Source organism: Halonotius aquaticus, from assembly GCF_003605575.1.
Classification (GTDB): Archaea; Halobacteriota; Halobacteria; order Halobacteriales; family Haloferacaceae; genus Halonotius; species Halonotius aquaticus.
Genome location: NZ_QKNY01000018.1, coordinates 559638 through 582214 on the forward strand (window position 1 = coordinate 559638; position 22577 = coordinate 582214).

A 22577-nucleotide genomic window follows, 5' to 3' on the forward strand; every position below is an offset into this window, starting at 1 on the left:
TAGGGGCGGAAATGGTAAAAACTGCTTACCAGACTAGTTAGGGAACCTCGGATCACCGACCTCGAAACCGCCACCAGCAACCGGTGATCAGCTATCTCCCGAAACAACATGTGGTGACTCAGCGATGAGGCCGTCGACACCGGCCTGAGCGAGCGCGTGGGCCTCCTGTTGGGTCGTCACCGTCCAAGCGTTGATTCGACGGTCGGCAGTGTGCGCACGGTCGAGCAACTGGTCGCCAGCGGCGGTCGTCGTACCCGATTCGTCGAGGAGCGCATCCAGCGGCGGGTGGATCGCTGCGGCATCGTAGCGGTCAGCGAGATCGATCCCGCTCTCTACGTCGTCGGCGACGAGCGGCGCGACGGGAACCGCAGGATCGACTGCACGGGTCGCCGCCAGCGCGCCCTCGTAGAACGACGAGACGAGCAGGTCGTGGTCGGTGTCGGTCGCAACAGCAAGAGCGCGTGTAACGAACGGTCGCCAGCGGTCGCCAGCGGCACTGCGAGCGTCGTCGTCATCGACTTCGCCAAACTGGAGTCCCCCGCATCCGGGGTGTTTGAGTTCGAGGTTGACTCCCACCGAGTCGGGGATCGCTGCCAATATCTCGGTCAGTAAGGGGATCGGCTCGTCGCTGTCGCCGATGGTGTACCCGCTGATCTCGTCGTAGGAGAGCTCCCAAACCGGCGTGTCGCTGACGGCCGGCGGCGCGTCGGTCAACCGCGAAAGGTCGTCGTCATGGAAGACGATCACGCGGTCGTCGCTGGTCGCCCGGGCGTCGATCTCGATGGCGTCAGTGCGGTCATCACTGGCGGCTGCACGCATCGCGGCGACCGTGTTTTCGGCGTTGTCGGCGGCGTAGCCGCGGTGGGCGATGACGTGTGGGTGTGTGCGACCCATTGGGAGCAAGTTGGTGCGGGCCGTCCTAAGTTGGTGGGTGTCAGTCCGCGTGGGGGCTGGGGGTCGGCGGCGACAGCGGCGTCGCGTGCGCCCGGATAGATGCTATTTTACGCCACACCCACAGAGAGGGCCGTATGGACTACGACCCGCAGGAACTCGAAGCCGAGTGGCGGGATCGGTGGGCCGACGAGGCCCGATACGAGCCCGACCCCGGCGACGCGGCAGCCCCCGAAGACGAGGAGACGACGTTTATCACGGTTCCCTATCCCTACCCCAGCGGCGGCATGCACATCGGGCACGCCCGAACCTACACCGTCCCCGATGTCTACGCCCGGTATCGACGCCAACAGGGCGACAACGTACTGTTCCCGATGGCCTGGCACGTCACCGGCACCCCGATCATCGGTGCGGTTGAACGCCTGCAGAAACGCGAGGAATCACAGATGTCGGTGCTGCAGGATACCTACAACGTCTCTGACGACGTGCTCGAAGACCTCGAAACCCCGATGGGCTACGCGCATCACTTCATCGAAGAGCACTACAAGAAGGGGATGCGCTCGCTCGGCCTCTCGATCGACTGGCGGCGCGAGTTTACCACCAACGACGACCGCTACTCCAAATTCATCACGTGGCAGTACGAGACGCTGAAGGAGCGCGGGCGACTTGAAAAGGGTCTCCACCCGGTCAAATACTGCACCGAGCAAGAAAACCCGGTGACGACTCACGACCTGCTTGAAGGCGAGGACGTGGAGTATCAGGAGTACACCCTGATCAAGTTCACCCACGCCGGCGACAGCGGAAGCGACGACGCCAGCGACGAAACGGTCGTCCCGATGGCAACGCTGCGCCCCGAAACCGTCCGTGGCGTCACCAACGCCTACATCAACACCGAGGCGACCTACGTGGAGGCCAGCGTCGACGGCGAAACGTGGCTCGTCTCCGTCGAAGCCGCAGAGAAACTGGAACTCCAGGATCACGACGTCGAAATCCACCGTGAGTTCCCCGGCAGCGAGGTCGTTGGCGAGACCGTCACCAACCCCGTTACCGGCGACGAGATCATCATCCTCCCCGCGGAGTTCGTCGATCCCGACAACGCCACCGGCGTCGTCATGTCGGTGCCGGCACACAGCCCAGACGACTACCTCGCCCTGCAGGAGGCGAAAGCCGATACGGAGCAACTCGAATCCTACGGGATCAACCCCGACGAAGTCGAGGCTATCGAGCCAACCGCGATCCTCGATGTCGAGGGCTACGGCGAGATTCCCGCCAAGGACGCCGTCGAATCCGCCGGCATCACCGACAGTACTGATCCCGAGCTGGAGGAAGTCACCCAGGACGTATACAACGCGGAGTTCCACACCGGTACACTCCACGACGAGTACGGCGAGTACGCGGGTGAAGTGATCGAAGACGTCCGCGACGAGTTGGCCGCCCACTACCGCGAGCAGGGTGCCTTCGGCGCGATGTACGACTTCCCCGAACCCGTCATCTCACGGGCCGGCGGGAAAGTCGTCGTCGCCTATCAGGATACGTGGTTCCTCACGTACAACGACGAGGACTGGGAGGAGGCCGCCAAGCGCGCCGTCGAGCGGCTGGACGCCACCCCCGAGAACACCCGCGGGGAGTACACCCATACCATCGACTGGCTCAACGAGTGGCCCTGTATCCGCAACTACGGGCTCGGCACCCGACTGCCGTGGGACGACGAGTTCGTCATCGAACCGCTGTCGGACTCGACGATCTACATGGCCTACTACACGATTGCCCACCGCCTCGAAGAGATCCCGGTCGACGACCTCGATCGAGAGTTCTTCGACGCGCTGTTTTACGGAGCCGACGCCGTCGAGGGCGCAGCCGACGAGCGCGCCCTTGACCTCCGGGCGGAGTGGCAGTACTGGTACCCCGTCACTCAGCGATTTTCGGCCAACGACCTCATCTCGAATCACCTCACGTTCTTCCTGTACCACCACGCCGAACTGTTCGACGAGGCCCAATGGCCCGAGGGGATCACGATCATGGGGATGGGGCTGCTCGAAGGCGAGAAGATGTCGTCCTCGAAAGGCCACGTCGTCCTGCCAGGCAAAGCCATCGAGGACTACGGCGCGGACACCGTCCGTTTCTTCCTGCTCAACTCCGCCGAACCGTGGCAGGATTACGACTGGCGGGCCGACCAGGTCGAAGGCGTCGAGGATCAGCTCCGACGGTTCTGGAACCGCGCCCAAGAGTTGATCGACGACGAGACAGCGGCTGCGGCCGACGGCGTCGACCCCGACAGCGATCTCGAACACATCGATCGCTGGCTGCTGTCGAAACTGCAGACGACGATTGCTGATGTGACGGCTGCCCTCGACAACGCCGAAACCCGAACCGCCTCACAGGCTGCCTTCTACGGCTTCGAAGAACACCTGAAGTGGTACCGCCGGCGGGCCGATCTTGATCGGGACGGCGCACAGTGGACACTCCGGCACGTCCTCGAAACGCGGCTCCGGTTGCTCGCGCCGTTCATCCCGTTCATGACGAACGAACTCCACGAACAGTTGACCGGCACGCCCGCTGAGGACGCGCCGTGGCCTGAGGTCGACGAAAGCTGGGAGTCGCCACGCACCGAAACCGAGGAGCGTCAGATCGAACGCCTCGCCGACGATATTCAGGACATCCTCACCGTCACCGAGCAGGATCCCGCAACGATCCGGGTCTACGTCGCCGCCGACTGGAAACGCAAGGTCTTCGAGACGGTTCGGGAGGTCGGCACCGACGTAGGGCAGATCATGGGCGAGGTCATGCAGGATCCCGACCTCCGCGAGCGCGGCGACGCCGTCAACGATCTCGCACAGGATCTGGTCGAACTCGTTCGCGGTGTCGACGACGAGACGCTTGCTGCGATGGCCGAGATCGATGAGGTCTCGACGTACGAAACGGCGGTCGACTTCCTGGAACGCGAGTACGACGCCGACGTGGCGGTCTACGCCGAGGACGGCGACGACATCGACGATCCCGAGGGGCGGGCCTCGAAAGCAGTGCCGTTCCGGCCGGCGATCCACATCGAATAATCGATCTGGCAGTCAGGCGTCGGCGAGGCCGAGCAGGTCGAAGACGGTGCCGTTGTTGGCCTCGTTGGCCTCAGTGTAGACGACGTGAGCAGCGGCCACATCTTGAATCGCCAATCCCGTCGAGTCGAAAACGGTGATGCCGTCGGTGGGGGTGCGACCCTCTTTTTCACCGATAACGATCTCACCTAACGCGCCGTAGATGTCGTCGTCGGTGAGCGTGCCCGCGCTGTAGGGGACGTTGATCTCGCCGGAGTGAGTCGTCTGTTCGTAATCGTCGATAACGAGTTTTGCATCCAGCAGAATCCGGTCGCTTAGTTCGTGTTTTCCCGCGGCATCGGCCCCGATGGCGTTGATGTGGGTGTGGTCACCCACGTCGTCGCGGTCGACGATTGGTGATTCGACCGGTGTAACGGTGGACAGCACGTCACAGGCGGCGGCCTCGGTAATCTCGCCACCGCGCACGTCGAAGCGATCCGCAAAATGGTCGATAAAGTCGGCGACGCGCTCGGGATTTTGGTCGGCGACGACGACCTCCTCGATAGGGCGCACCGTCGCAATCGCTTCGAGTTGGGTGTAGGATTGGACACCCGCGCCGACGATGCCCAGCGAGGTTGCGTCCGCGACTGCGAGATGGTCGGTGGCGACGGCGGCAGCCGCGCCGGTGCGCAGCCGTGTCAGCTCGCGGCCGTCCATGATCGCCAACGGGAACGCGGTTTCAGGGTCGGAGTAGATCATCGTCCCCAGCACGGTCGGCAGCCCGCGGTCGGCGTTGTCGGTGTGGACGTTGACCCATTTGACGCCCGCGGCGTCCCAATCGGCGGCCCCCTCAGCGGTTTCGACCGCGTCGCCGTCGACCGAGAGGTACGCCGGCATCGACCGGAAATCGCCGTTGTACTGCGGGAGGTCGATGTAGGATTTCGCCGGCATCTGGGCGTCGCCGCGTTCGTAGGCCCCGAAGGCGGCTTCGATCGCCGGCACCACCGCGGCCATCGGCGCGTTGGCCCCGACATCGTCGCTGTCGAGCAGCAGAGTATGCATAGCTAGTGCTTCGAGCCCGAGATAGTAACGATTGGGTTGGGATCAGCGGGCAGCGATCCCGGCGGTCGTGTCGCTATGGCTGACACCGTCCTGACGAGAACTGAGTAGGTAAAAACGTGGCCGCCGCCTGGAGAACGAGGACGGTGCGTGGTGGCGGTCTACGTCACTGTCGACAGCTTACTCGTCATCGTCCTCATCATCATCGTCGTCATCGTCTTCTTCCTCATCGTCTTCCTCCTCATCGTCTTCCTCCTCATCGGCCTCATCTTCAGCATCCTCGTCATCATCGTCTGCGTCGTCATCCGCTGCTTCTTCGCGCTCCTCGGCTTCCTCACGGTCGTCGTCAGCGGCTTCGTCGTCAGCGTCGTCAGCGATTTCGTACTCGTATGTCTCCTCGACGAGCGTCAACGAGCCATCCTGAACGACGTACTCCAGTTCGCCCTCCGCGTTGGCAGCTTCGTACTCGATTTCGAGTTCGTCGAGTGATTCGTCGCCGTCGGTAAGGGCCGAACGGTTGACCGTCGCCGTGCCGTCAACGTCGGTGGTGAGCGTGACCGCTTCCTCACCCTCAACGGTGAGCGAGGCGTTCTCGACTGGGTCGCCAGCGTCGGTCATCGTTACCGTGACTGTATCAGCATCGAGCGTCGCGTCCATCTCCAGATCTGAGATTGATGCTGCCGACGCGGCAGTATCTGTCTGTGCGACACCCGCTGCGGCGGCACCCGAGCCCGCAACGAGGACGACCGCTAGCATTGCCAAGAGGGTTTTTGAGATTGTCATTGCGGGTGAAACAACGGGTGGACAGGATATAAGCCAGGAACACCGTCACCCAGAATTGCGCCGATTTGTACCGGATTAACGCGGCAGAAGTGGCTCTGAAAACGCGATTGAACGAGCAGCCGGGGAGTGGTCGTCGCGCAGAGAGACTGGAACATCCTCACCGACGAACGAAAAGAAACCGGGCGTGGAGCGCGTGATCGAACGTAGTTGACAGCCGCGGCGTGGGTCGGAACGTATTTTGCGTGGCTGTTGGCCGAGCTTACATCGCGCCGCCCATGCCACCCATACCGCCCATGCCGCCCATACCGCCAGCACCGCCGGGGCCGCCCTGGTCGTCCTCTTTGTCCGTCGAGAGGTCGCCGGCGGAGATGATGTCGTCGATCTTCAGGACGAGATTCGCGGCCTCAGCAGCAGACGCAACGGCCTGCTCTTTGGCGTGGGCTGGCTCGACGACGCCGGCGTCGAAGGTGTCGGTCACCGCGCCGGTTGTGGCATCGAGGCCGGCGTGGGTGTCGCCACTTTCGTGTTCGGCTCGGAGATCGACCAGCGAGTCGATGGAGTCCAGCCCGGCGTTCTCGGCGAGCACGCGGGGGACGAGTTCCAGCGAGTCGGCGAAGGCCTCGACGGCGAGCTGTTCGCGGCCTTCGATACTGTCGGCGTAATCGCGGAGCCGCGAAGCAAGTTCGACCTCGGGCGCGCCGCCACCGGCGAGCACGCGGCCGTCGGAGACGGTCGTCGAGACAACGTCGATGGCGTCGCTGATACCGCGTTCGAGCTCGTCGACGACGTGGTCGGTCGAGCCACGCAGCAGGAGCGTGACGCCGTGTACTTCGTCGCCGCTGCCTTCGACGTAGAACAGCTCGTCTTCCTCGTCGCGGCTGATCGAGCCGTTGCCGAGATCAGCGGCCGTCAGCGAGTCGATATCGGAGACAACGGAGCCACCGAGGACGTTCTTCAAGAATTTGATGTCGGACTTCTTGGTACGTCGGATCGCAAGCACGCCCTCCTTGGCGAGGTAATGTTGGGCGAGGTCGTCGATGCCCTTCTGACAGAAGACCACGTCAGCACCGGAGTCGACGATTTTGTCGACCTTTGCTTTGAGCTGTTCTTCCTCTTGGTCGAGGAAGTTCTGGAGCTGGTCAGGGGATTCGATCGAGACCTGCGTGTCAACGTCGGTTTCTTCGACCTCGATGGCCTCGTTGAGCAGCAGCGTGTCAGCGTTCTCGAAGCTGGTTGGCATGTCGTCGACGACGGGGTCTTTGTCGATGACCGCGCCAACGAGGAGTTCGCTGTCGCCCGCCGAGCGGCCGGTCTGGGTTTCGATGTTGAGGTTCTGGAGGTCGACAACGTGGGAACCGTCGTCGGCTGCGACCGTGATCTGCTGGACGGCGCGGACGACGAGGTCGGCCAGCACGTCCTTTTCGAGCTCCGCGCCCTTGCCGGTCATCGAGGTCTCGGCGACCTTCTTGAGGAGGGCTTCGTCGTCGGGGTCGACGGGTTCGGCGATGTTGTCGACTTCCTCGCGGGCCTGCTCGCTGGCGAGGTGGAAGCCTTTGATGATCGCCGTCGGGTGGATCTCCTGGTCGAGCAGATCCTGGGCGTTCTTCAAGAGCTCACCCGCGATGGCGACCGCGGTGGTCGTCCCGTCGCCGGCCTCGTCCTCTTGGGTTTCGGCGACCTCGACGATCATCTCGGCGGTCGGATTGTCGATATCCATCTCGGTCAGGATGGTGACACCGTCGTTGGTGACGGTGACATCGCCCGTCGAGCTGACGAGCATCTTGTCCATCCCTTTCGGTCCGAGTGTCGATCGGACGGAATCGGCGACCGCCCGAGCGGCCGAGATGTTGTACTGCTGGGCGTCCTTGTCCTGGACGCGCTGAGAGTCCTCTCCGAGAATGATCATCGGTTGACCCTGCTGCATGCGCTGACTCATAGTTCACTGCGTGATTGTTTGTGATTCTATATAACCCTGTTGGTCATGGTCGACAGCGACGAACGAAGCCACGATTTCCGAATGGAAAAAACACACAGCAAGCATCGGGGTTCGATCGTTTCATGTCGCATGTTACCACGCATCTTTCCGTGGGAAACACCCCGAGTTCGACTCGGTTTATATACGCACCACCGGGCAGTCCAGAACACACCGAGAGCGTTCGACACCCGCGTCCAGCACGCAACTGGACAGATAAACACCACTGTCCACCAGTGCGCACGTACATACGCACGCAGGGATACATCTCACGTATGGTACCGATTATCGGCGGCCTCGTCTCATTTGTCATCGCCCTCCTCATCGGCGGCGTGGCGATCTCACTCAGCGCCCGAGTCATCGTCGATGTCGACGACTACGGTCACGCGATCATGACGGCGTTTCTCGGCGCGGTCGGCTGGGCGCTCACCTCGTGGGTGCCGCTGATCGGCCCCCTCATCGCCCTCGTCGTCTGGATTGGCGTCATCAACTGGCGATACCCCGGCGGCTGGATGAACGCCGGAGCCATCGGCTTCATCGCCTGGCTCGCGGCGTCGGTCATCCTGTTTATCACAAACAGCCTCTTCAGTCTCGGGATCGGCGCGTTCGGCATCCCCGGCGTCTAAAAAAGCGACAGCGGCGGCCGCGCTCAGGTTTTGTCGATATCGGCGGCGGCCTCAGCCTGTTCGACCACCGACTCCAGCGTCGCCTTTGGATCGGTCGCGGCGACAGCGGCGTTGACCGCGCCTTCAAGCACGGGGCCGTCTGCGATGACGGCCTCGCCGTCGTGCATCTCGATGGCGACCTCGGCGTTCATGACCGCGCTGCCGAGATCGACGAGGACGACAACACCATTCCCATCGTCGGCGGCGGCAAGCGCGTCGCTGATGCGGTCGACGTTGGTGCCGATCACCCCGTCACCGTCGCCACCGGCGGCCTCGATGGCGGTGTCACCACCCATCTCGGCGGCGACCTCGACGATCCCCTCGGCGGCTTTCGCGCTGTGGGAGACAACGACGAGTCCGACCATCACTCCCCCGCGGCCTCCGCATCCGGGATCGTCGGCGACGACGCGTCGACATCCGGCACCTCGCTGTCGAGGTGGTCAGCCGCCGTTTCGAGCAGTTCCTCCATGATGTAGAGCGTACTCGTTGCGCCGGGATCTTGATGGCCGACTGATCGCCAGCCGAGATAGGACGCCCGACCCTTGCTCGCCCGGATCGGCACGGTGAACTGAACACCGGCCTCGGCGGCGGCGACCGCCTTGGCGAGGGCCTCAAGCGGCGGGAGATCGTCAGTCTCGATGGATTTCTTGAACGTGTGGACGGCCGGCGTCAGCGCGTCGACCATCGTCTGGTCGCCGACGCTGGCGTCGCCGCGGTCTTGCACCTTTTCGAGGTAGGTCTCCGCGAAGGCGACGGCGGTTTCCGGGGTAACCCCGTCTTCTAGTTCTTGGCTAGCAAAGACGAGCGAGCCGCCGTACAGCGGCCCCGACGCGCCGCCGACCTCCGAGAGTACCGTTTTGCCCGCGGTTTTGACGACGGTCTGGGCATCAGGATCTTCAAGATCAGCGACGGCATCAGCGGCTTCGGCCCAGCCGCGGGCCATGTTGCCGCCGTGGTCAGCGTCGCCGATCGCGGAGTCGAGGTCGGTCAAATGCGAGCGTTCGGCTTGGATGCGCTCAGCAACGGCTTCGACGGCGGCGACGACGGCGGCAGCGTCCCCGCTCATTGCACTGTCAGACCCGGGGTGTCGGCCGGCGCGTCGAGCAGCTCCTTGAGTTCCTCATCGACCGCACAGACCGTGATCGACGCCCCCTCCATGTCCAGGGAGGTCATGTAGTCGCCAACCCACGCGTCCCACGTTTCGAGGCCGTGGTCGCCGATGAGCTCCTGGAGCTTTCGGTTGACGACGAACAACTCCATCAGCGGCGTCCCACCCATCCCGTTGACGATGGTGACGACCTCCTGGCCCTCGTCGAGATCAAGGTCGTCGAGGACGCTTTCGGTGAGTTCCTCGGTGATCTCGTCGGCCGACATCACGTCGGTGCGCTCGGTGCCCGGCTCGCCGTGGATGCCGATACCGAGTTCGATCTCGTCGTCGGGGAGGTCGAAGGTTGCTTCGCCTTTTTCCGGCGTTACACAGGACGTGAGCGCCATTCCCATCGTGCCGACGTTGTCGACAACCTTCTGGGCGACCCGCTGGACTTCGTCGAGGTCGGCTCCTTCGGCGGCTTTCGCGCCGGCGGCCTTGTGGACGAGGATTGTCCCACAGACCCCACGGCGGCCCGAGGTATACAGCGAGTCCTCGACAGCGACGTCGTCGTTGACGACGACGGTGGCGACATCGGTGCCTTCCATCTCGACCATCTCGATGGCGGTCTCGAAGTTCATCACGTCGCCCTCGTAGTTTTTGATGACGGCGAGTACCCCTTCGCCGCTGTCAGTGGCATCGAGCAGGGCCTCGAACTCGTCGGCGGTCGGCGAGGAGAAGACGTCGCCGGCGGCCGCGCCGTCAAGCATGCCGTCACCGATATAGCCCCCGTGGGTCGGCTCGTGGCCGCTGCCACCGCCGGAAACGACGCCGACTTTGCCGTCGACAGGCGCGTCATCACGAACAAGCACCTGCGTGTCAGGCAGCCGCCGCATGTCGGGGTAGGCCGCAGTCATCCCATCGAGCATTTCATCGACGACATCGTCCGAATCGTTGATCAGTTTCTTCATAACCATGTTCACAATTGTCTGTGATAGACTAAAGGTTAATTGCGCCAGGATGTCAGGTAATACAAAGACCGACCGGTGATTACTCCGTCGCATATCGGTGCGCGGGGCGCTGTCGGGCGGGAGCACCGAGCGCGCGAGCAGCTAGCTACGCAAGTGCCGTCTCATCGAGGGCGGCTTCGATCTCGCTGATCGCGTCGGTGACGGCGGCGAGATCGTCGTCGACGGCCCCGCTCACAACGCGGTCGTACTCGTCGTCAGTCAACTCAGTTTCCGCGACGGCGACCTCGCGGAGCCGCTCGTAGTTGTCGCGGCGCGTAAACCGGGCCAGGCGGCGGCGAGCGGCTTCGATAGCGGTGGCGTCAGCAGCATCGCCGGCATCGTCAGTGGCGGCGTCGCCGGCGAAGGCCGACTCAAGACGGCGAACAAACGGGGCCACCTCATCGAGGCGCGCCCGGAGCGTCGCGGCCTCGGCAGGCGGCCACGTGACACAGAAGGCCGCAGCATCGAGGCGGTCGAGATAGGTCTGGTGTACCGCAACCGAGGTGCGGAGCGCGCCGGGGTCGTCGACGTAGTGTTCCAGTTTTGACGGCGAGTAGTCGGCGTACTCGACGAGTTCGGCCAACGGCTCGGTTCCAGCGGGCGTGGAGTCGATGTACTCAACCAAATCCCGCGGCGGGCGGTCGACGCCGACCAGCGGGCGGTCGGCTGCATCGCCGAGGAGATCGAATAGCTCACGCGCCGGGCGGGTTTCACGGAATCGCTCGAATGCGGCGCGAACCGCCGTGTTGTAGGCATCGACGCGCTCTCGCAGCGGCTCGGTCGAGACATCGAGATCAACGTCGGCGAGTCGTTGGAGATCGCGGAGACGGTCGGCTTCCTCACGGAGTTCGGCCAACCGCTCGTCGGCGTCGCCACGGGCCGCTCGATAGGCGTCGATCGCGGCCTCGCGTTCCTCCAACATGTCGACAGCCTTACCGGCAGTATCGATCTCTTCGCGGGCGAACTCGAAATCCGCCTCGTTCAGTCGGCGTTTGTCCAGCCGGTCGCTGACGCGCTGGAAGGCGTCGGCGGCGAAAGTATCGTCGGGCAGGGCGTCGACGAGTTCGAGGATCTCAGTTTGGAACTGGAGATACGCGGTGAAATCACCGGTGCCGGTCGCGCTGTCCTCATATCTGTCGAGCAGGCGTGTCGCGTTCCGGTAGGCGTCCGCGGCGGCTTCGACGCTGGCCTCGCCGTGCTCGTCGATGGCGGCCTCAGCGGCCGCAACGCGGTCGGCAGCAGCGCGAAGGTCGTCGACGACGTCGGGCGATGACCCCGCGGCGGAATCAACCATGTTACTCGTAGACCGCGTCGGGATCGAAAACCTTTGTGCCGACGGTCTCGCCGTCGATGGTGCGGTAGAAACAGCTCTCATGGCCGGTGTGACAGGCCCCGCCCTCCTGCTCAACGAGATACAGCAGGGTGTCAGCGTCGCAGTCAACCCGTACCTCTTTGACTGACTGAGTGTTGCCGCTGGTCGCGCCTTTCTCCCAGAGTTCCTCGCGGCTGCGGGAGTAGTAGTGGGCCCGACCGGTCTCGACAGTTTTTTCGAGTGCTTTTGGGGAGACGTACGCGAGCATGAGTACGTCCTTCGAGTCGGCGTCTTGGGCGACCGCCGGGACAAGCCCGTTGTCGCCGAAATCAACGTCTACCTGATCGGTCATTGGTAGGGCCCAGCGCGGCGAGGCGAATAGGCCTTTCCCGTCGGTTCGTGGGCTGCCGGTGCGTCTCTACTCGCCGCTGTAGCGAACACCCTCAGCGCGACCGTAGCCGTGGGCGCGGCCCCACTCGGCGAGGCGGTGGCGACTCCGGCGGGCCAGCGGGGCCAACTCCGGGGAACCGATGATCCCGAAGCCGACGACGATCACACCGAAGCCGGCGACGGTCATCGCCGACAGCGACTCCCCAAGGAGGAGCCAGCCGCCGAGGGTAGCGACGACCGGGCTGACGTAGAAGACAAGACTCGACCGGGTCGCGCCGACGGCATCGAGCAGATTGAAGTGCAGGATGTAGGCGAGCGCACCAGCAAAGACACCGAGGTAGCCCACCGAGAGGAGCGCCGAGGGCGTCCACGTCGCCGCGGCGACCGACTCGCCGGCAGCCAGGCTGAGCGCGTGGAGCAACGCCGCGCTGATCGGGAGGGCCCACGCGGTGCGAACCGTACTCGACAGCCGCGGCGCGGAGCGGCGGATCAACACGGTGCCGAGGGCGAGGCTCACCGCGCCGGCAAGGACGATCGCCGCGCCGCCGGTAAGGGTCGCCCGCAGCGTTGCCGGCGTGAGCTCGATAACCATGCCGACGCCGACGAGGCCGACGAGCGTGCCGGCCGCACCGGTCGCTGAGAGACGTTCGTCGCTGAGGAGGCCACCCGCAAACAGCGGGGTGAAGATCGGGACGAGCGCAAAGAGAATCGCGCCGACGCCGCTGGTGACCGACCCCTGGCCGAGGAACAACAGCCCGTTGGCGAGGCCGATGGCGAAGATGCCGGCAGCGAGAATCCCAGCGATATCACCGCGGGTTCGCGGGATGAGATCGCCCACGTCGTGGGTGAGGAGAACGTAGCCACCAAGCACGAGGGCTGCCAGATCAAACCGCACGGCGACAAGCAGCAGCGGCGGGATATCCGTGAGGCCGGCTTTCGCTGCGACGAACGTCCCGCCGAACAGGACGCTCACCGCGAGAAACGCGGCCGACCAGCGGTGGGTGCGCAGAGTCATCGGGCCTCCGATCCGTCGAACCCGCGGGGAGAGACAGGGCGAAAGACAGTATCGATCATACTCAACGAAAGGGGCCGAACGGGCATAAACCAATCCAGAAATCGCTGCACGGCGAGACAATCAGCCCGTCTGTGAAGGGTGGTCTCGGCGTGGAAACACACTGCGTCTCGAAGTGATTTCACGGTGTGAAAAACGGCCGAAACCGACTTGCGGGCGCGGCCGGAAGACAGGGTATGGATCGGGTCTTAGCAGAGATGGAGTTTCTCGCGCGGTCGGCCAACCGCGGCGACGTGTTGACGCTGGTGGCCGAGGCCCCACACGATCGGCAAGCGTTGGCACGAGAAACCGGGGCCTCCCAACCGACACTTGGGCGAATTCTTCGAGATTTCGAGGAGCGCAACTGGGTGCGAGCAACCGAGGGCGGCTACACGGCGACAGCGACCGGGCGGCTCGTCGCCGCAGGGCTAACCGAACTCTCCGAGAGCCTTGCTGCCGAACTACATCTCCGGGAGGTGAGCGAGTGGCTGCCGACCGACGGCCTCGGTTTCGATCTGGGGCGACTGGGTGAGGCGACGATTACGACCCCAACCCAGACCCGGCCGAGCGCGCCGATCAGTCGGGTGATCGAGTTGATCGAGGCGGCACACCGGGTGCGGATCTTCTCGCATGCGTTTAATGAGCAGACGCTGGCCGCGGTCGTCGAGTGGGTCGCCGACGGCGGGCAGTTCGAGGGCGTGTTCTCCGCGGCGGCGATCGATGCGGTGGCCCACGAGACAGGGCTGCGCGGGCAACTCCAGCAGTTGCAGGCGGCCGATAGGGCGAGGATTCGTGTCATCGATGACGCGATTCCGCTGGCGGTGACCGTCGCCGGCGACACGGTGAGCCTGTTGTTGCGGGACGACGACGGACGGCTGCAAGCGGCTGTCGACACTGACGACCCGGAGGTGGAGGTGTGGGCGACGGATCGGCACGGTCGGTACTGGGAGTCGGCGCGACCGCTGGCTGAGAGTGATCTTGCGATCGACGACTGAGGGCGACGGCGACAACAACGGCAAAAGCCGAGATAACAGCCGCTGACGATCAGACAGAGGGCGTCTCGGAGGCTGGCCGATCATGCTCACAGGTGCCGTCAAGACACCGCTCGCCGGAGGCTGTGCGAAACCGCGGGAGCCCACACTCACAGGTATCGGTGACGACGCCAGCCGGGAACGAAAACGAGGTTTCACAGTCCGGGTAGTCATCACAGCCGAAGAAGAGCCGACCGTCGGGGCTGCGAACACGGAGGGGCGCGCCACAGTCCGGACAGTCGTAGGCCTCATCGAACCGCTCGCGGACGGCCGCCGACAGTGACTCACAGGCGTAATCGACACAGAGATCGAAGGCTTCACCGCGTTCGACGCGCATCTGCGGGAGCCCGCAGTCCGGACAGGCGGAATCAAGCACGGTCGCTCCCGACGGCAAACCGTACTGTTCGGCGCAATCGAGACACCGAACCTCCCCGCGCGTGCGGACGAGTTGACCGGTGCAGAGCGGGCAGTCACCGACGGGGACGCCGGCCTCCGAGACTGGGTAGGAATCAACGCCACCGCCGTCGTGAGAGCTGACCGAGAGCTGTTGGCCGTCGGCCGCGGCGGTGAGGCTGAATCCCTCACCGTCGTGTTCGACGGTGACCTCGTCGGGGCGGGTGAGCCACGCGACGGGCTGGTAGCCGTCGGCGTCGTGGACAAGGACAGTGCGATCAGGCTTGACCAGGATCACGACGTGGCCGCGTTGGGTACGGTCGCGGGTGCCTTCAAACTCAACGGTGCAGTCGCCGGTGAGGATGCGGGTACGGTCGGCCATGGGCCGGCGTGGCCGCGGCTTCTGCCCTAAAGCTACGGGCGAGAGTCTTTAGGCGAAGGCGATGAGGGGCCGGTATGGACGAATCCGACGCCACGAGCCAAGCGGTGTTGTTCGATATGGACGGCGTGATCGTCGACTCCGAGCGATACTGGCACGACGCCCAACCGGAACACATCTTTCCGGCGACGCTCGCGGGCGCATACCCCGATCTCGACGAGACGACCGGGATGAACTACAAAGAAATCTACGACTATCTCGATGCGAATTACGAGACCAAGGTCAGCAAGAAGGAGTTCATCGACATCTTCGATGAGACGGCCCGCGAGATATATCGGGAGCGGGTCTCGCTGCTGGATGGCTTTCACGACCTCCACGATGAACTCGTTGCCAACGAGGTTATCGTCAGCATCGTCACCTCCGCGCCGCCGGCGTGGCACGAGATCGTCACCGAGCGGTTCGACATCGCGGTCGACGCGACGATCAGCGCGGAGGATATCGACGGCGAAGGAAAGCCCGCACCCGATGTCTACGAGCACGCGGCCGACGTACTCGGTATCGACTCGGGGGACTGCCTCGTCGTTGAGGACTCGAAAAACGGCGTCGAGGCTGGCAAGCGAGCCGGGATGGTCGTCATCGCCTACCGGAGCGGGCCGAACGATGACACCGACCTCTCGGCGGCTGATGTCGTTGTCAACGGCTCCGAGGAGCTCCGTACCGAGATCCGACGACGGACGGGAGTCGCGGGATAGACCAGACGCGGCCGAGTGACTACTCCACCGTCACCGACCGACTCGCCCGCACCGGCGGCAACGGCAACTCGGGGAACGTCACCTCGACGGTAAACTCCAGATCCTCGTCGGCCCCGAACACGCCGACCGGAACCGCCGTCTCGTCGCTCAGATAACACCGCTTTTCATTCATTTCGACGCCGTTGACCGTCACGCGAACCCCGACGGCCGCGCTCCCGGCGGTCGTTCGCACCGTAATTTCGCACATTTCGTTGTCGCCGCGGGCGATGGTAGTCGGAAACTCACCCCACTCAACGGCGATCCGTGGCAACTCGGCGGCCGCGTCGGCGACGCGCTCAGCGACGCCAGCCGTGAGACCAGCCCGCGTGAGTTCGTCGACGCCCGCGGCGACGAGATCGCCGGGCGTCGTCAGCCCGCCAGTAGCGAGGGTTTCGGCCCGGGCCGCGCCGACGCCGTCGATGGCGGTGAGACCGACCGCCTCCCGTGAGACGCCGTGTTCGACGCGGGCTTCGATCCGGCGGACGAGATTAGCGGCTCGCGGGCCGGCAAACCGGTCGGCGAAGGCATGCAGTGCTGCGAGCAGGCGCAGGGCGTTCTGTTTGATAACCCACGCGTCGCTGCGGAGCCCCGAAGGAACTCGGTCGTCCATGCTTGCCTGCAGAATGGCGAGGACTTTCCGGTGGCCGTTTTCGAGGTCTGTATCGGTGTCGCCGAGTACCTCGTCGATGGCGTCGGTTTCGGCCTGTCGGGCGGAGACGCTGTCGAACTCCTCGGCGCGGGCGACGGCGTCGAGGACGGCATCGACCGAGAGGCGGTCGCGCTCGACGAGGTCGGCAAAGCGGACGGCCGTCGGCAAGCGGAGATAGAAATTCGACGCGAGGCGGCCGAGTTGCGTGCCCTCGACGCCGAGATCGCTGTCGGTGTCGACAAAGCCACGGTCGACGAGCGTTTCCAGCGTCGAGCGGACGCGCTCGCGGAGCCCCTCGGGATCGTAGGCCTCTGGGTTGGCGTTGGCGCGCTGGTAGTAGAAGGTGGTTTCGAGCCAGTCCATCACGTCGTCGAGATCACGGATGGTGCCAAGGGCGATCTCGGCGTTGAGATGGGCGTCGAGATCGTCGGCGAGTCGGGATTCGATCTCTTTGCCCTCCCGGAGCAACCGCCGATATTTGTCGGCATCGTCGCGGTCGCAGATCACCCAGCCGTAGCCCACGTCGTCGTAGTCGGGCCGGCCGGCGCGACCGAGCATCTGGAGGATATCGAGCGGGCTGATATCGACCTCGCCCTCAAGCGGGTCGTGGTACTTGGTATCACGGATCACGACACAGCGGGCCGGGAGGTTGACGCCCCACGCCAGCGTCGAGGTCGAAAACAGGAGTTGGATCTTGCCATCTTTGAACCACTCTTCGATCTTGTTGCGGTCGTCCTTGGCGAGCCCGGCGTGGTGGAAGGCGACGCCGTCGGGAGCCCCCTTCCGGAGGCTGTCGTTGTTGAGTTCTGTCGCGTCGTTGTGGAAGTCGTAGTCGCCGCGAGCGCCCATCGGAATATCGCGGTCGGCGACCTCATCGCGGGCTTTGGCGGCCGCTCGCACCGCGTCCTGCCGGGAGGAAACGAAGACGATGGCCTGGCCGTCTTCGCGGAGATGCGGCTCGACCTTATCGAGGGCAGCGTAGAGCCGGCGGTATTTGTCGGCGAAGGCGTTGTCACCGTGGCTGTAGGTCTGCACATCGGTGTGGAGTTCGACCGGGCGATACTCCTCGCCGAACTCGAAGGTCGCCTCGGGTGGGGCGTCGAGCCAGCCGGCCACGTCCTCGATGTTCGGCATCGTCGCCGACAGCGCGACGATCCGGGGGTCACAGAGCCGCCGAAGTCGAGAAATCGTCACTTCGAGGACGCCGCCGCGGCCCTCCGAATCCAGCAGGTGGACTTCGTCGATGACAACGCAGTCAACGTCGGTGATAAAGGAGTAGCGCGGCGAGTCGTGTTTTCGCGTTGCCGAATCCGTTTTTTCCGGCGTCATCACGAGGATGTCTGCGCGTTCGGCGCGGCGGGGGTTGAGATCCCGCTCGCCGGTGACGACGTAGACGGAGTAACCGAGTTCCTCAAACCGATCCCACTCGGCCTCTTTTTCGTTGGTCAGCGCGCGCATCGGAGCCATGAACAGCGCGGTTCCGCCATCGCGCAGGCAGCGACAGATCGCCAACTCCGCGAGGGCGGTTTTGCCGGCGGCGGTCGGCGCGCTGGCGACGACGTTGTCATCAGTTTCGAGAATGACCGGCAGGGCCTCCCGTTGCATCCGGTTGAACTCCTCGAAGCCGAAGGCGTCGGCGAACTCCGGGATCGCCTCGGCGACCTTCACGGCGACTCACCGGCGGGGTGCCTCATTGCATGGTGTCGGGGGTTGGGCGATGAAAGGCGTTTCCTTCGGCCCTGCTTCGACTGGAGATTTGGCGGCGGGCCGCAGCACAGCGTAGCGAGACAGCGCTAGCCGAGATGGCGGTCGATGACGGCTTTGGCCTCTTGGCCGGCCTGTTTCCAGCCGTAGCCCGATTCGTAGACGTGGCGTTTGCTCTCAACGAGTTCCTCCGGGGATGATTCCTCGAAGCCGCCGCGATCCCACGCGCCGGACTCCCGGAGCCACGTGACGACGTTGTCCTTCGTTTCGGGCCACGAGAGGTCGACCATCTCGTACCACGCGATCATCGCAAACACCGCGTTGTCGTGACAGCCCGGCACCGAGCCGTGTTCGTAGATCGTTGCCATCGGCTCGATGGAGGGTTCCGACACTTGTTCGGCGTACTCGGCGGCCGTCAGCAGTCGGAGGGTGCCATCGTCGGCCTGCTCGATCCGGTTGAGCGATTTGAGCGTCGCCAACGCGGCGGTATGGCGGTCGCTCCACTCGCTGTCGACCGACGATCGAAGCTCCGCCTCGGTGAGCTCCTCGGCGGTCAGAACGGCAAGACAATCGATGTAAGCCTTCTCGATGGTTGGCCACGGGGTACCCTCAAACCGGCAGTCGGGATCATGGAGGCTGTTGGTCGTCCGACAGCCGGGACAGGGGTAGCTGAAACGCGGCACGACCGATAGTTCGGCGCGCGGTGATTATACTTTACGTCACTGATGACGGTGCCGCGGACAAGGCGACGCCGCTGACCGTCGGGCTTATTCACCCCGCTTGTGAAGACGGCGTACGATGGCGATCACCCCCCGAGACGCCCGGTATCCGTTTCTCGCTGCGGCCCGAGAGACTGTCACCGAGACGGGTGTCGATCTGGGAACGCTTGTCGCCAACGACGAGCCGGCCGTCGACCGCGGCCGCGAGCGGGTTGAACGCGCGCTGTTGGCCGGCCGTGTCGACGCCGAAACGCCCGATGAGTGGCGGCTTGAAGACGAGCTGTTGTCGTATCCGATCGCCCGCATTCTCGTATCGTTGCTCGACTCACCGGCAGCCGTCGAGAAGTACGCCGCCGCGGAGGCCAAAACCGCGATCGAGCGGCTCAAAGATGATCTTGACACCGCCGGCAGCGAGCTCCGGAGTACGCCAGACGCCAGCCTCGATCGCGCAACGCTGATCGCCGAACTCGGACTCGATGGGGCGATCACGCCCGAGGCCGACACGCCACAGCCGGCGGCCGCCCCGGAGTGGTTTTGGATCGAGGTGGGAACGTATCTCGATCTGGCGACCGGGCTCGGCGACGACTGGCGGTTGGTCAACCGCGAACTCAGCGACGGGCAGGTGCGGGTCGACCGCGAGGAGCTGTTTCGGCTGCTGCGGGCGGCGATCCGCCGGCGGGTCGCCGAGGGGCTGCCCTTCGAGGGCCTCGACAAGGACGAGGGGATCGCCGCCGAGTTGGAGGCCGAACTCACCGAGCTACGGCGGCTGCTGTCAGAGCGCACCACGGTCGGCGAGATCGATTTTGTCGCCCGCGAGCTGTTCCCGCCGTGTATCGAGAACCTGTTGCAGAAGGCCGAAGACGGGATCGAACTCGAAGCTATCGAGCAGTTCACGCTGATGGCGTTTCTCACCGGGATCGGGATGGATGCCGACGAGATCGTCGCCTTCTGTGGGGAATCCTCGCTTGATCCCGAGGGGATCCGCTACCAGATCGAGTATCTGCAGGCCGACCGTGGAACGCAGTACCCGCCGCCGTCGTGTGAAACGCTGAGCACCTACGGGATCTGCCACAACGAGGACGACCACTGGAAGGTCGCCGGCCATCCGCTGGCGTACTACCAACACCAACTGGAGGCGACCGACGACGACCTCGTCGACTGGCGGGAGCAAGCAGCAGTGGACGACAGCGAGTGAGAAATCAAACGGATCAGTCGCCGGCGCGGGCAAGGCCGAAGCCGACGGCAGCCATCAACAGAATAAACCCGGCGAGTGCGCCGACGAGTGCGAAGCCACCGGTCGGATCGAAGCCGTCGGTGCCGTTGAACACGACGCCGATAGCGACAAGACTCACGAGGAACAGCCCGACGGCAAACAGCGACGCAACGATCTGCCGGCGGAGTTCCGCGTCGATTTCCATACCTCGGATTCTGGAGGCCGGCGCAAAAGGGCTTCGAAACCGCCGACGGCAGCGGCCGCAGCGATCGGGTCGGCGTCGGGCGATCAGAGGTCGTCGAGCGTCGTTCGCTCGCTGTGGCCGACGAGTTCGTCGAAATCGGTACCATCGGCGAGAGCGGTCTCCTTTTTGACGCGGTAGTTGCCGCCGTCGGTCGTATAGAGGTCGCCCGGATGGAAGAAATACCAGTCCTCACGGTCGAAGCGGACGGCGATCCGGGCTTTCGCGCCGAAGTTCTGGGCGAAGTAGATCAGGGCTTCGACCTCCTCGCCGGAGAGATAGATCGGGTCGCCGCTGGAGGATTTGGCTTCGATGGCGTAAAATCGGCCGTCGTCGCCGGCCAACACATCTGGAAGGTCGCGGTCGGTCGCACTCCCGCTGGCCGGTGCGCGCATGACCGCGAAGCCGGCCGCATCAAGCTGGTTGACCAACTCGCGTTCGCGGCGGTCGCCCTTGCGGTTGGCACTCATCGGTGGCTGGGGGCAGTCGGTGCAAGCAGTCGGTGCGGTCGGCGGAGTCGTCGCGTGCGGTGCATACGGGGAGATGGGCGGGTGCGCTCAAAAGGATACGGCCGCCGGCTCACGGCTCGTCAGAGTCCTTGCTCGACTCTGTGCTGCTCCCGATGGCGTTTTCGCTTAGTTTCTCGGCGACGTCGCCGGCGGCGAGACTCGTCGATCCAACGTAGATCAGCGGGAGGGAGATGAGCATCACGAAATCGCCAAGCAGTCGCTCCTGGATCATCCCCATATACGCGCCGACGATCACGCAGATGGCGGCCAGCCCGAGGTATGCCCAACCGACGTTCATACCCGTAGTGCTTCAAGCGAGGGCAAAAGTGCGACGGTTCCAGCGGCGAGCCGCGGGCGATGGCGTCCCGCCGACTACGTTCCGTGATCCCAGCTATCGAGGTATTCTCTCTGTTCGTCGCTCAGCGAGTCGTGGGCGACGCCCTCGGCGTCGAGTTTGATCTCGGCGATTTCCCGATCGAGGTCGTCCGGCACGTCGTGGACACCCGCATCGTAGGCGTCGCCGTTGGCGGCGAGTTCGCGGACACAGACCGCCTGCACGCCGAAGCTCTGATCCATCACCTCGACCGGATGGCCGAGCGCGATGGGCGCGGCGAGGTTGACCAGTCGGCCCTCCGCGAGCACGTTGAGCCGGCGGCCGTCAGGCAGCTCGTAGGCCTCGACACCATCGCGGGCCTCGTAGACGTCGACGGCTTTCTCTTCGAGTGCAACGAGGTCGATCTCGATATCGAAGTGGCCCGCGTTCGCCAGCAGAACGCCGTCGGGCATCACGTCGAAGTGCTCCTCAACGACGACATCGCGGTTGCCAGTGGTCGTCAAGATAAGGTCGGCTTCGGCGGCCGCCTCTTTCATCGGTTGCACGTCGTAGCCCTCCATGTGGGCTTCGAGGGCTTTCCGGGGATCGACCTCGGTGACGGTGACGTTCGCGTTCTGGCCTGAGGCTTTCTTGGCGACGCCCTTGCCGCAGTAGCCGTAGCCGGCGACGACGACGTTCTTGCCGGCAAACGAGAGGTTCGTCGTCATCGCAATCGTCGCCAGCGAGGACTCGCCGGTACCGTGGACGTTGTCAAACAGCGTCTTCATCGGCGTGTCGTTGACCGCGAAAACCGGATATTCGAGCGCACCGTCGTCGTCCATGGCGCGGAGTCGGTGGACGCCGGTGGTCGTCTCCTCGCAGCCGCCGACGATGGTGTCAATGAGGTCGGGGTGATCCTCGTGGATCGCCGCGATCATGTCCATTCCGTCGTCGACGGTGATCGTCGGCTCGTGGTCGATGACGGCGTCGATGGCGTCGTAATACTCGTCGTCGTCGACACCGCGGACGGCATAGGAGGTGATGTTCTCGTGGGCGTCGAGGGCCGCGCTCACGTCGTCGTGGGTCGACAGCGGATTACAGCCGGTGATGGCGACTTCCGCGCCGCCAAGCGCCAGGAGTTCGACCAGATTGGCCGTCTTGGCTTCGACGTGCATCGCCATGCCGACCGTCTTGCCGGCGAGTGGTTGCTCGGCTTCGAACTCCTCGCGGAGTGATTGGAGGATAGGCATATGCTGGAGTGCCCACTCCATCTTGCGGCGGCCCTCGCTGCGGGCCGATTCGGGGTCATCGAGATGCGCGTCGACCGGCGGATACGCGGATTCGCTCATACGGAACCATCGGGCGAGGCGGTGAAAACGGTACCGA

At 64.4% G+C, this 22577-nt stretch carries 22 protein-coding genes; 5 read left to right on the top strand and 17 right to left on the bottom strand.

What is annotated here, in order from left to right:
* Window positions 1–87: 87 nt before the first annotated feature.
* Entirely contained in the window at window positions 88–894 is an 807-nt protein-coding gene (locus DM826_RS12450) for a glycerophosphodiester phosphodiesterase (RefSeq protein ID WP_120103743.1), read from the bottom strand.
* A 134-nt stretch (window positions 895–1028) separates the two neighbouring features.
* Between DM826_RS12450 and leuS the strand changes: the two genes are divergently transcribed.
* On the top strand, window positions 1029–3944 hold the full coding sequence (leuS, locus tag DM826_RS12455) for a leucine--tRNA ligase (RefSeq protein ID WP_120103744.1): 2916 nt from the start codon (window positions 1029–1031) through the stop codon (window positions 3942–3944).
* Between the two features lie 12 nt (window positions 3945–3956).
* Here leuS and DM826_RS12460 read toward each other — a convergent pair whose 3' ends face one another.
* The 3 genes from DM826_RS12460 to thsB form a co-directional block, all read right to left on the bottom strand.
* Window positions 3957–4982, bottom strand: coding sequence for an ornithine cyclodeaminase family protein (locus DM826_RS12460; protein ID WP_120103745.1), 1026 nt, complete (start codon window positions 4980–4982; stop codon window positions 3957–3959).
* 177 nt (window positions 4983–5159) lie between these two features.
* Window positions 5160–5762 carry a hypothetical protein gene (locus tag DM826_RS12465; RefSeq protein WP_120103746.1) on the bottom strand — a complete coding sequence of 201 codons (603 nt, stop codon included), beginning with the start codon at window positions 5760–5762 and terminating at the stop codon, window positions 5160–5162.
* Between the two features lie 259 nt (window positions 5763–6021).
* Entirely contained in the window at window positions 6022–7668 is a 1647-nt protein-coding gene (gene thsB, locus DM826_RS12470; protein ID WP_120103747.1) for a thermosome subunit beta, read from the bottom strand.
* Between the two features lie 341 nt (window positions 7669–8009).
* On the opposite strand from thsB, the gene DM826_RS12475 reads away from it, so the two are divergent.
* Window positions 8010–8360 carry a hypothetical protein gene (locus tag DM826_RS12475; protein WP_120103748.1) on the top strand — a complete coding sequence of 117 codons (351 nt, stop codon included), beginning with the start codon at window positions 8010–8012 and terminating at the stop codon, window positions 8358–8360.
* Window positions 8361–8383: 23 nt separating this feature from the next.
* Here the strand turns inward: DM826_RS12475 and dhaM are convergent, their stop codons facing one another.
* The 6 genes from dhaM to DM826_RS12505 all read right to left on the bottom strand — a co-directional run bounded on the left by dhaM (window position 8384) and on the right by DM826_RS12505 (window position 13213).
* Window positions 8384–8764 (bottom strand): dihydroxyacetone kinase phosphoryl donor subunit DhaM, encoded by a 381-nt coding sequence (dhaM, locus tag DM826_RS12480; RefSeq protein WP_120103749.1) that lies wholly within the window; start codon window positions 8762–8764, stop codon window positions 8384–8386.
* Window positions 8764–9465: a dihydroxyacetone kinase subunit DhaL gene (gene dhaL, locus DM826_RS12485; RefSeq protein ID WP_120103750.1), complete on the bottom strand. Its 702-nt coding sequence runs from the start codon at window positions 9463–9465 to the stop codon at window positions 8764–8766. The genes dhaM and dhaL overlap by 1 nt, the downstream gene beginning before the upstream one ends.
* Window positions 9462–10457 carry a dihydroxyacetone kinase subunit DhaK gene (dhaK, locus tag DM826_RS12490; protein ID WP_120103819.1) on the bottom strand — a complete coding sequence of 332 codons (996 nt, stop codon included), beginning with the start codon at window positions 10455–10457 and terminating at the stop codon, window positions 9462–9464. The genes dhaL and dhaK overlap by 4 nt, the downstream gene beginning before the upstream one ends.
* A 145-nt stretch (window positions 10458–10602) precedes the next feature.
* The gene (locus DM826_RS12495) at window positions 10603–11790 is read right to left on the bottom strand and encodes a DUF7118 family protein (protein WP_120103751.1); all 1188 of its coding nucleotides are present in this window, start codon (window positions 11788–11790) and stop codon (window positions 10603–10605) included.
* Window position 11791: 1 nt separating this feature from the next.
* The gene (gene hisI, locus DM826_RS12500; protein ID WP_120103752.1) at window positions 11792–12160 is read right to left on the bottom strand and encodes a phosphoribosyl-AMP cyclohydrolase; all 369 of its coding nucleotides are present in this window, start codon (window positions 12158–12160) and stop codon (window positions 11792–11794) included.
* A gap of 66 nt (window positions 12161–12226) precedes the next feature.
* A complete protein-coding gene (locus DM826_RS12505) occupies window positions 12227–13213 on the bottom strand; it encodes a DMT family transporter (RefSeq protein ID WP_120103753.1) in 987 nt (328 codons plus the stop codon).
* A 233-nt stretch (window positions 13214–13446) separates the two neighbouring features.
* Here DM826_RS12505 and DM826_RS12510 point away from each other — a divergent pair, with 233 nt between their 5' ends.
* Window positions 13447–14244, top strand: coding sequence for a helix-turn-helix transcriptional regulator (locus DM826_RS12510; RefSeq protein WP_120103754.1), 798 nt, complete (start codon window positions 13447–13449; stop codon window positions 14242–14244).
* Window positions 14245–14293: 49 nt separating this feature from the next.
* Here DM826_RS12510 and DM826_RS12515 read toward each other — a convergent pair whose 3' ends face one another.
* Complete coding sequence (locus DM826_RS12515; RefSeq protein ID WP_120103755.1) at window positions 14294–15055, bottom strand: topoisomerase DNA-binding C4 zinc finger domain-containing protein; 762 nt, start codon at window positions 15053–15055, stop codon at window positions 14294–14296.
* A gap of 74 nt (window positions 15056–15129) precedes the next feature.
* Between DM826_RS12515 and DM826_RS12520 the strand changes: the two genes are divergently transcribed.
* The gene (locus tag DM826_RS12520; RefSeq protein WP_120103756.1) at window positions 15130–15804 is read left to right on the top strand and encodes an HAD family hydrolase; all 675 of its coding nucleotides are present in this window, start codon (window positions 15130–15132) and stop codon (window positions 15802–15804) included.
* 19 nt (window positions 15805–15823) lie between these two features.
* On the opposite strand, the gene DM826_RS12525 is transcribed toward DM826_RS12520, so the two are convergent.
* Both DM826_RS12525 and DM826_RS12530 read right to left on the bottom strand, forming a co-directional pair.
* Entirely contained in the window at window positions 15824–18160 is a 2337-nt protein-coding gene (locus DM826_RS12525) for a DEAD/DEAH box helicase (protein ID WP_120103757.1), read from the bottom strand.
* 125 nt (window positions 18161–18285) lie between these two features.
* Window positions 18286–18879, bottom strand: a complete 594-nt coding sequence (locus tag DM826_RS12530; RefSeq protein ID WP_120103758.1) for a DUF7474 family protein — start codon at window positions 18877–18879, stop codon at window positions 18286–18288.
* 121 nt (window positions 18880–19000) lie between these two features.
* Here DM826_RS12530 and DM826_RS12535 point away from each other — a divergent pair, with 121 nt between their 5' ends.
* Window positions 19001–20110: a DNA primase large subunit PriL gene (locus DM826_RS12535; protein ID WP_120103820.1), complete on the top strand. Its 1110-nt coding sequence runs from the start codon at window positions 19001–19003 to the stop codon at window positions 20108–20110.
* Window positions 20111–20123: 13 nt separating this feature from the next.
* On the opposite strand, the gene DM826_RS12540 is transcribed toward DM826_RS12535, so the two are convergent.
* The 4 genes from DM826_RS12540 to DM826_RS12555 all read right to left on the bottom strand — a co-directional run bounded on the left by DM826_RS12540 (window position 20124) and on the right by DM826_RS12555 (window position 22540).
* Window positions 20124–20333 (bottom strand): DUF7472 family protein, encoded by a 210-nt coding sequence (locus DM826_RS12540; protein ID WP_120103759.1) that lies wholly within the window; start codon window positions 20331–20333, stop codon window positions 20124–20126.
* An 83-nt stretch (window positions 20334–20416) separates the two neighbouring features.
* Window positions 20417–20839 (bottom strand): Holliday junction resolvase Hjc, encoded by a 423-nt coding sequence (gene hjc, locus DM826_RS12545; protein ID WP_120103760.1) that lies wholly within the window; start codon window positions 20837–20839, stop codon window positions 20417–20419.
* A gap of 109 nt (window positions 20840–20948) precedes the next feature.
* On the bottom strand, window positions 20949–21176 hold the full coding sequence (locus DM826_RS12550; protein ID WP_120103761.1) for a hypothetical protein: 228 nt from the start codon (window positions 21174–21176) through the stop codon (window positions 20949–20951).
* 74 nt (window positions 21177–21250) lie between these two features.
* The gene (locus tag DM826_RS12555; RefSeq protein ID WP_120103762.1) at window positions 21251–22540 is read right to left on the bottom strand and encodes an adenosylhomocysteinase; all 1290 of its coding nucleotides are present in this window, start codon (window positions 22538–22540) and stop codon (window positions 21251–21253) included.
* Window positions 22541–22577: the final 37 nt, after the last annotated feature.

Coding starts and splice junctions, on each gene's coding strand:
- DM826_RS12540 (WP_120103759.1), bottom strand. CDS start 20,333: ATGGAAATCGACGCGGAACTCCGCCGGCAGATCGTTGCGTCGCTGTTT.
- dhaK (WP_120103819.1), bottom strand. CDS start 10,457: ATGAAGAAACTGATCAACGATTCGGACGATGTCGTCGATGAAATGCTC.
- leuS (WP_120103744.1), top strand. CDS start 1,029: ATGGACTACGACCCGCAGGAACTCGAAGCCGAGTGGCGGGATCGGTGG.
- DM826_RS12550 (WP_120103761.1), bottom strand. CDS start 21,176: ATGAACGTCGGTTGGGCATACCTCGGGCTGGCCGCCATCTGCGTGATC.
- DM826_RS12505 (WP_120103753.1), bottom strand. CDS start 13,213: ATGACTCTGCGCACCCACCGCTGGTCGGCCGCGTTTCTCGCGGTGAGC.
- DM826_RS12465 (WP_120103746.1), bottom strand. CDS start 5,762: ATGACAATCTCAAAAACCCTCTTGGCAATGCTAGCGGTCGTCCTCGTT.
- hisI (WP_120103752.1), bottom strand. CDS start 12,160: ATGACCGATCAGGTAGACGTTGATTTCGGCGACAACGGGCTTGTCCCG.
- DM826_RS12555 (WP_120103762.1), bottom strand. CDS start 22,540: ATGAGCGAATCCGCGTATCCGCCGGTCGACGCGCATCTCGATGACCCC.
- DM826_RS12515 (WP_120103755.1), bottom strand. CDS start 15,055: ATGGCCGACCGTACCCGCATCCTCACCGGCGACTGCACCGTTGAGTTT.
- dhaL (WP_120103750.1), bottom strand. CDS start 9,465: ATGAGCGGGGACGCTGCCGCCGTCGTCGCCGCCGTCGAAGCCGTTGCT.
- DM826_RS12475 (WP_120103748.1), top strand. CDS start 8,010: ATGGTACCGATTATCGGCGGCCTCGTCTCATTTGTCATCGCCCTCCTC.
- DM826_RS12450 (WP_120103743.1), bottom strand. CDS start 894: ATGGGTCGCACACACCCACACGTCATCGCCCACCGCGGCTACGCCGCC.
- dhaM (WP_120103749.1), bottom strand. CDS start 8,764: ATGGTCGGACTCGTCGTTGTCTCCCACAGCGCGAAAGCCGCCGAGGGG.
- DM826_RS12520 (WP_120103756.1), top strand. CDS start 15,130: ATGGACGAATCCGACGCCACGAGCCAAGCGGTGTTGTTCGATATGGAC.
- DM826_RS12460 (WP_120103745.1), bottom strand. CDS start 4,982: ATGCATACTCTGCTGCTCGACAGCGACGATGTCGGGGCCAACGCGCCG.
- DM826_RS12510 (WP_120103754.1), top strand. CDS start 13,447: ATGGATCGGGTCTTAGCAGAGATGGAGTTTCTCGCGCGGTCGGCCAAC.
- hjc (WP_120103760.1), bottom strand. CDS start 20,839: ATGAGTGCCAACCGCAAGGGCGACCGCCGCGAACGCGAGTTGGTCAAC.
- thsB (WP_120103747.1), bottom strand. CDS start 7,668: ATGATCATTCTCGGAGAGGACTCTCAGCGCGTCCAGGACAAGGACGCC.
- DM826_RS12495 (WP_120103751.1), bottom strand. CDS start 11,790: ATGGTTGATTCCGCCGCGGGGTCATCGCCCGACGTCGTCGACGACCTT.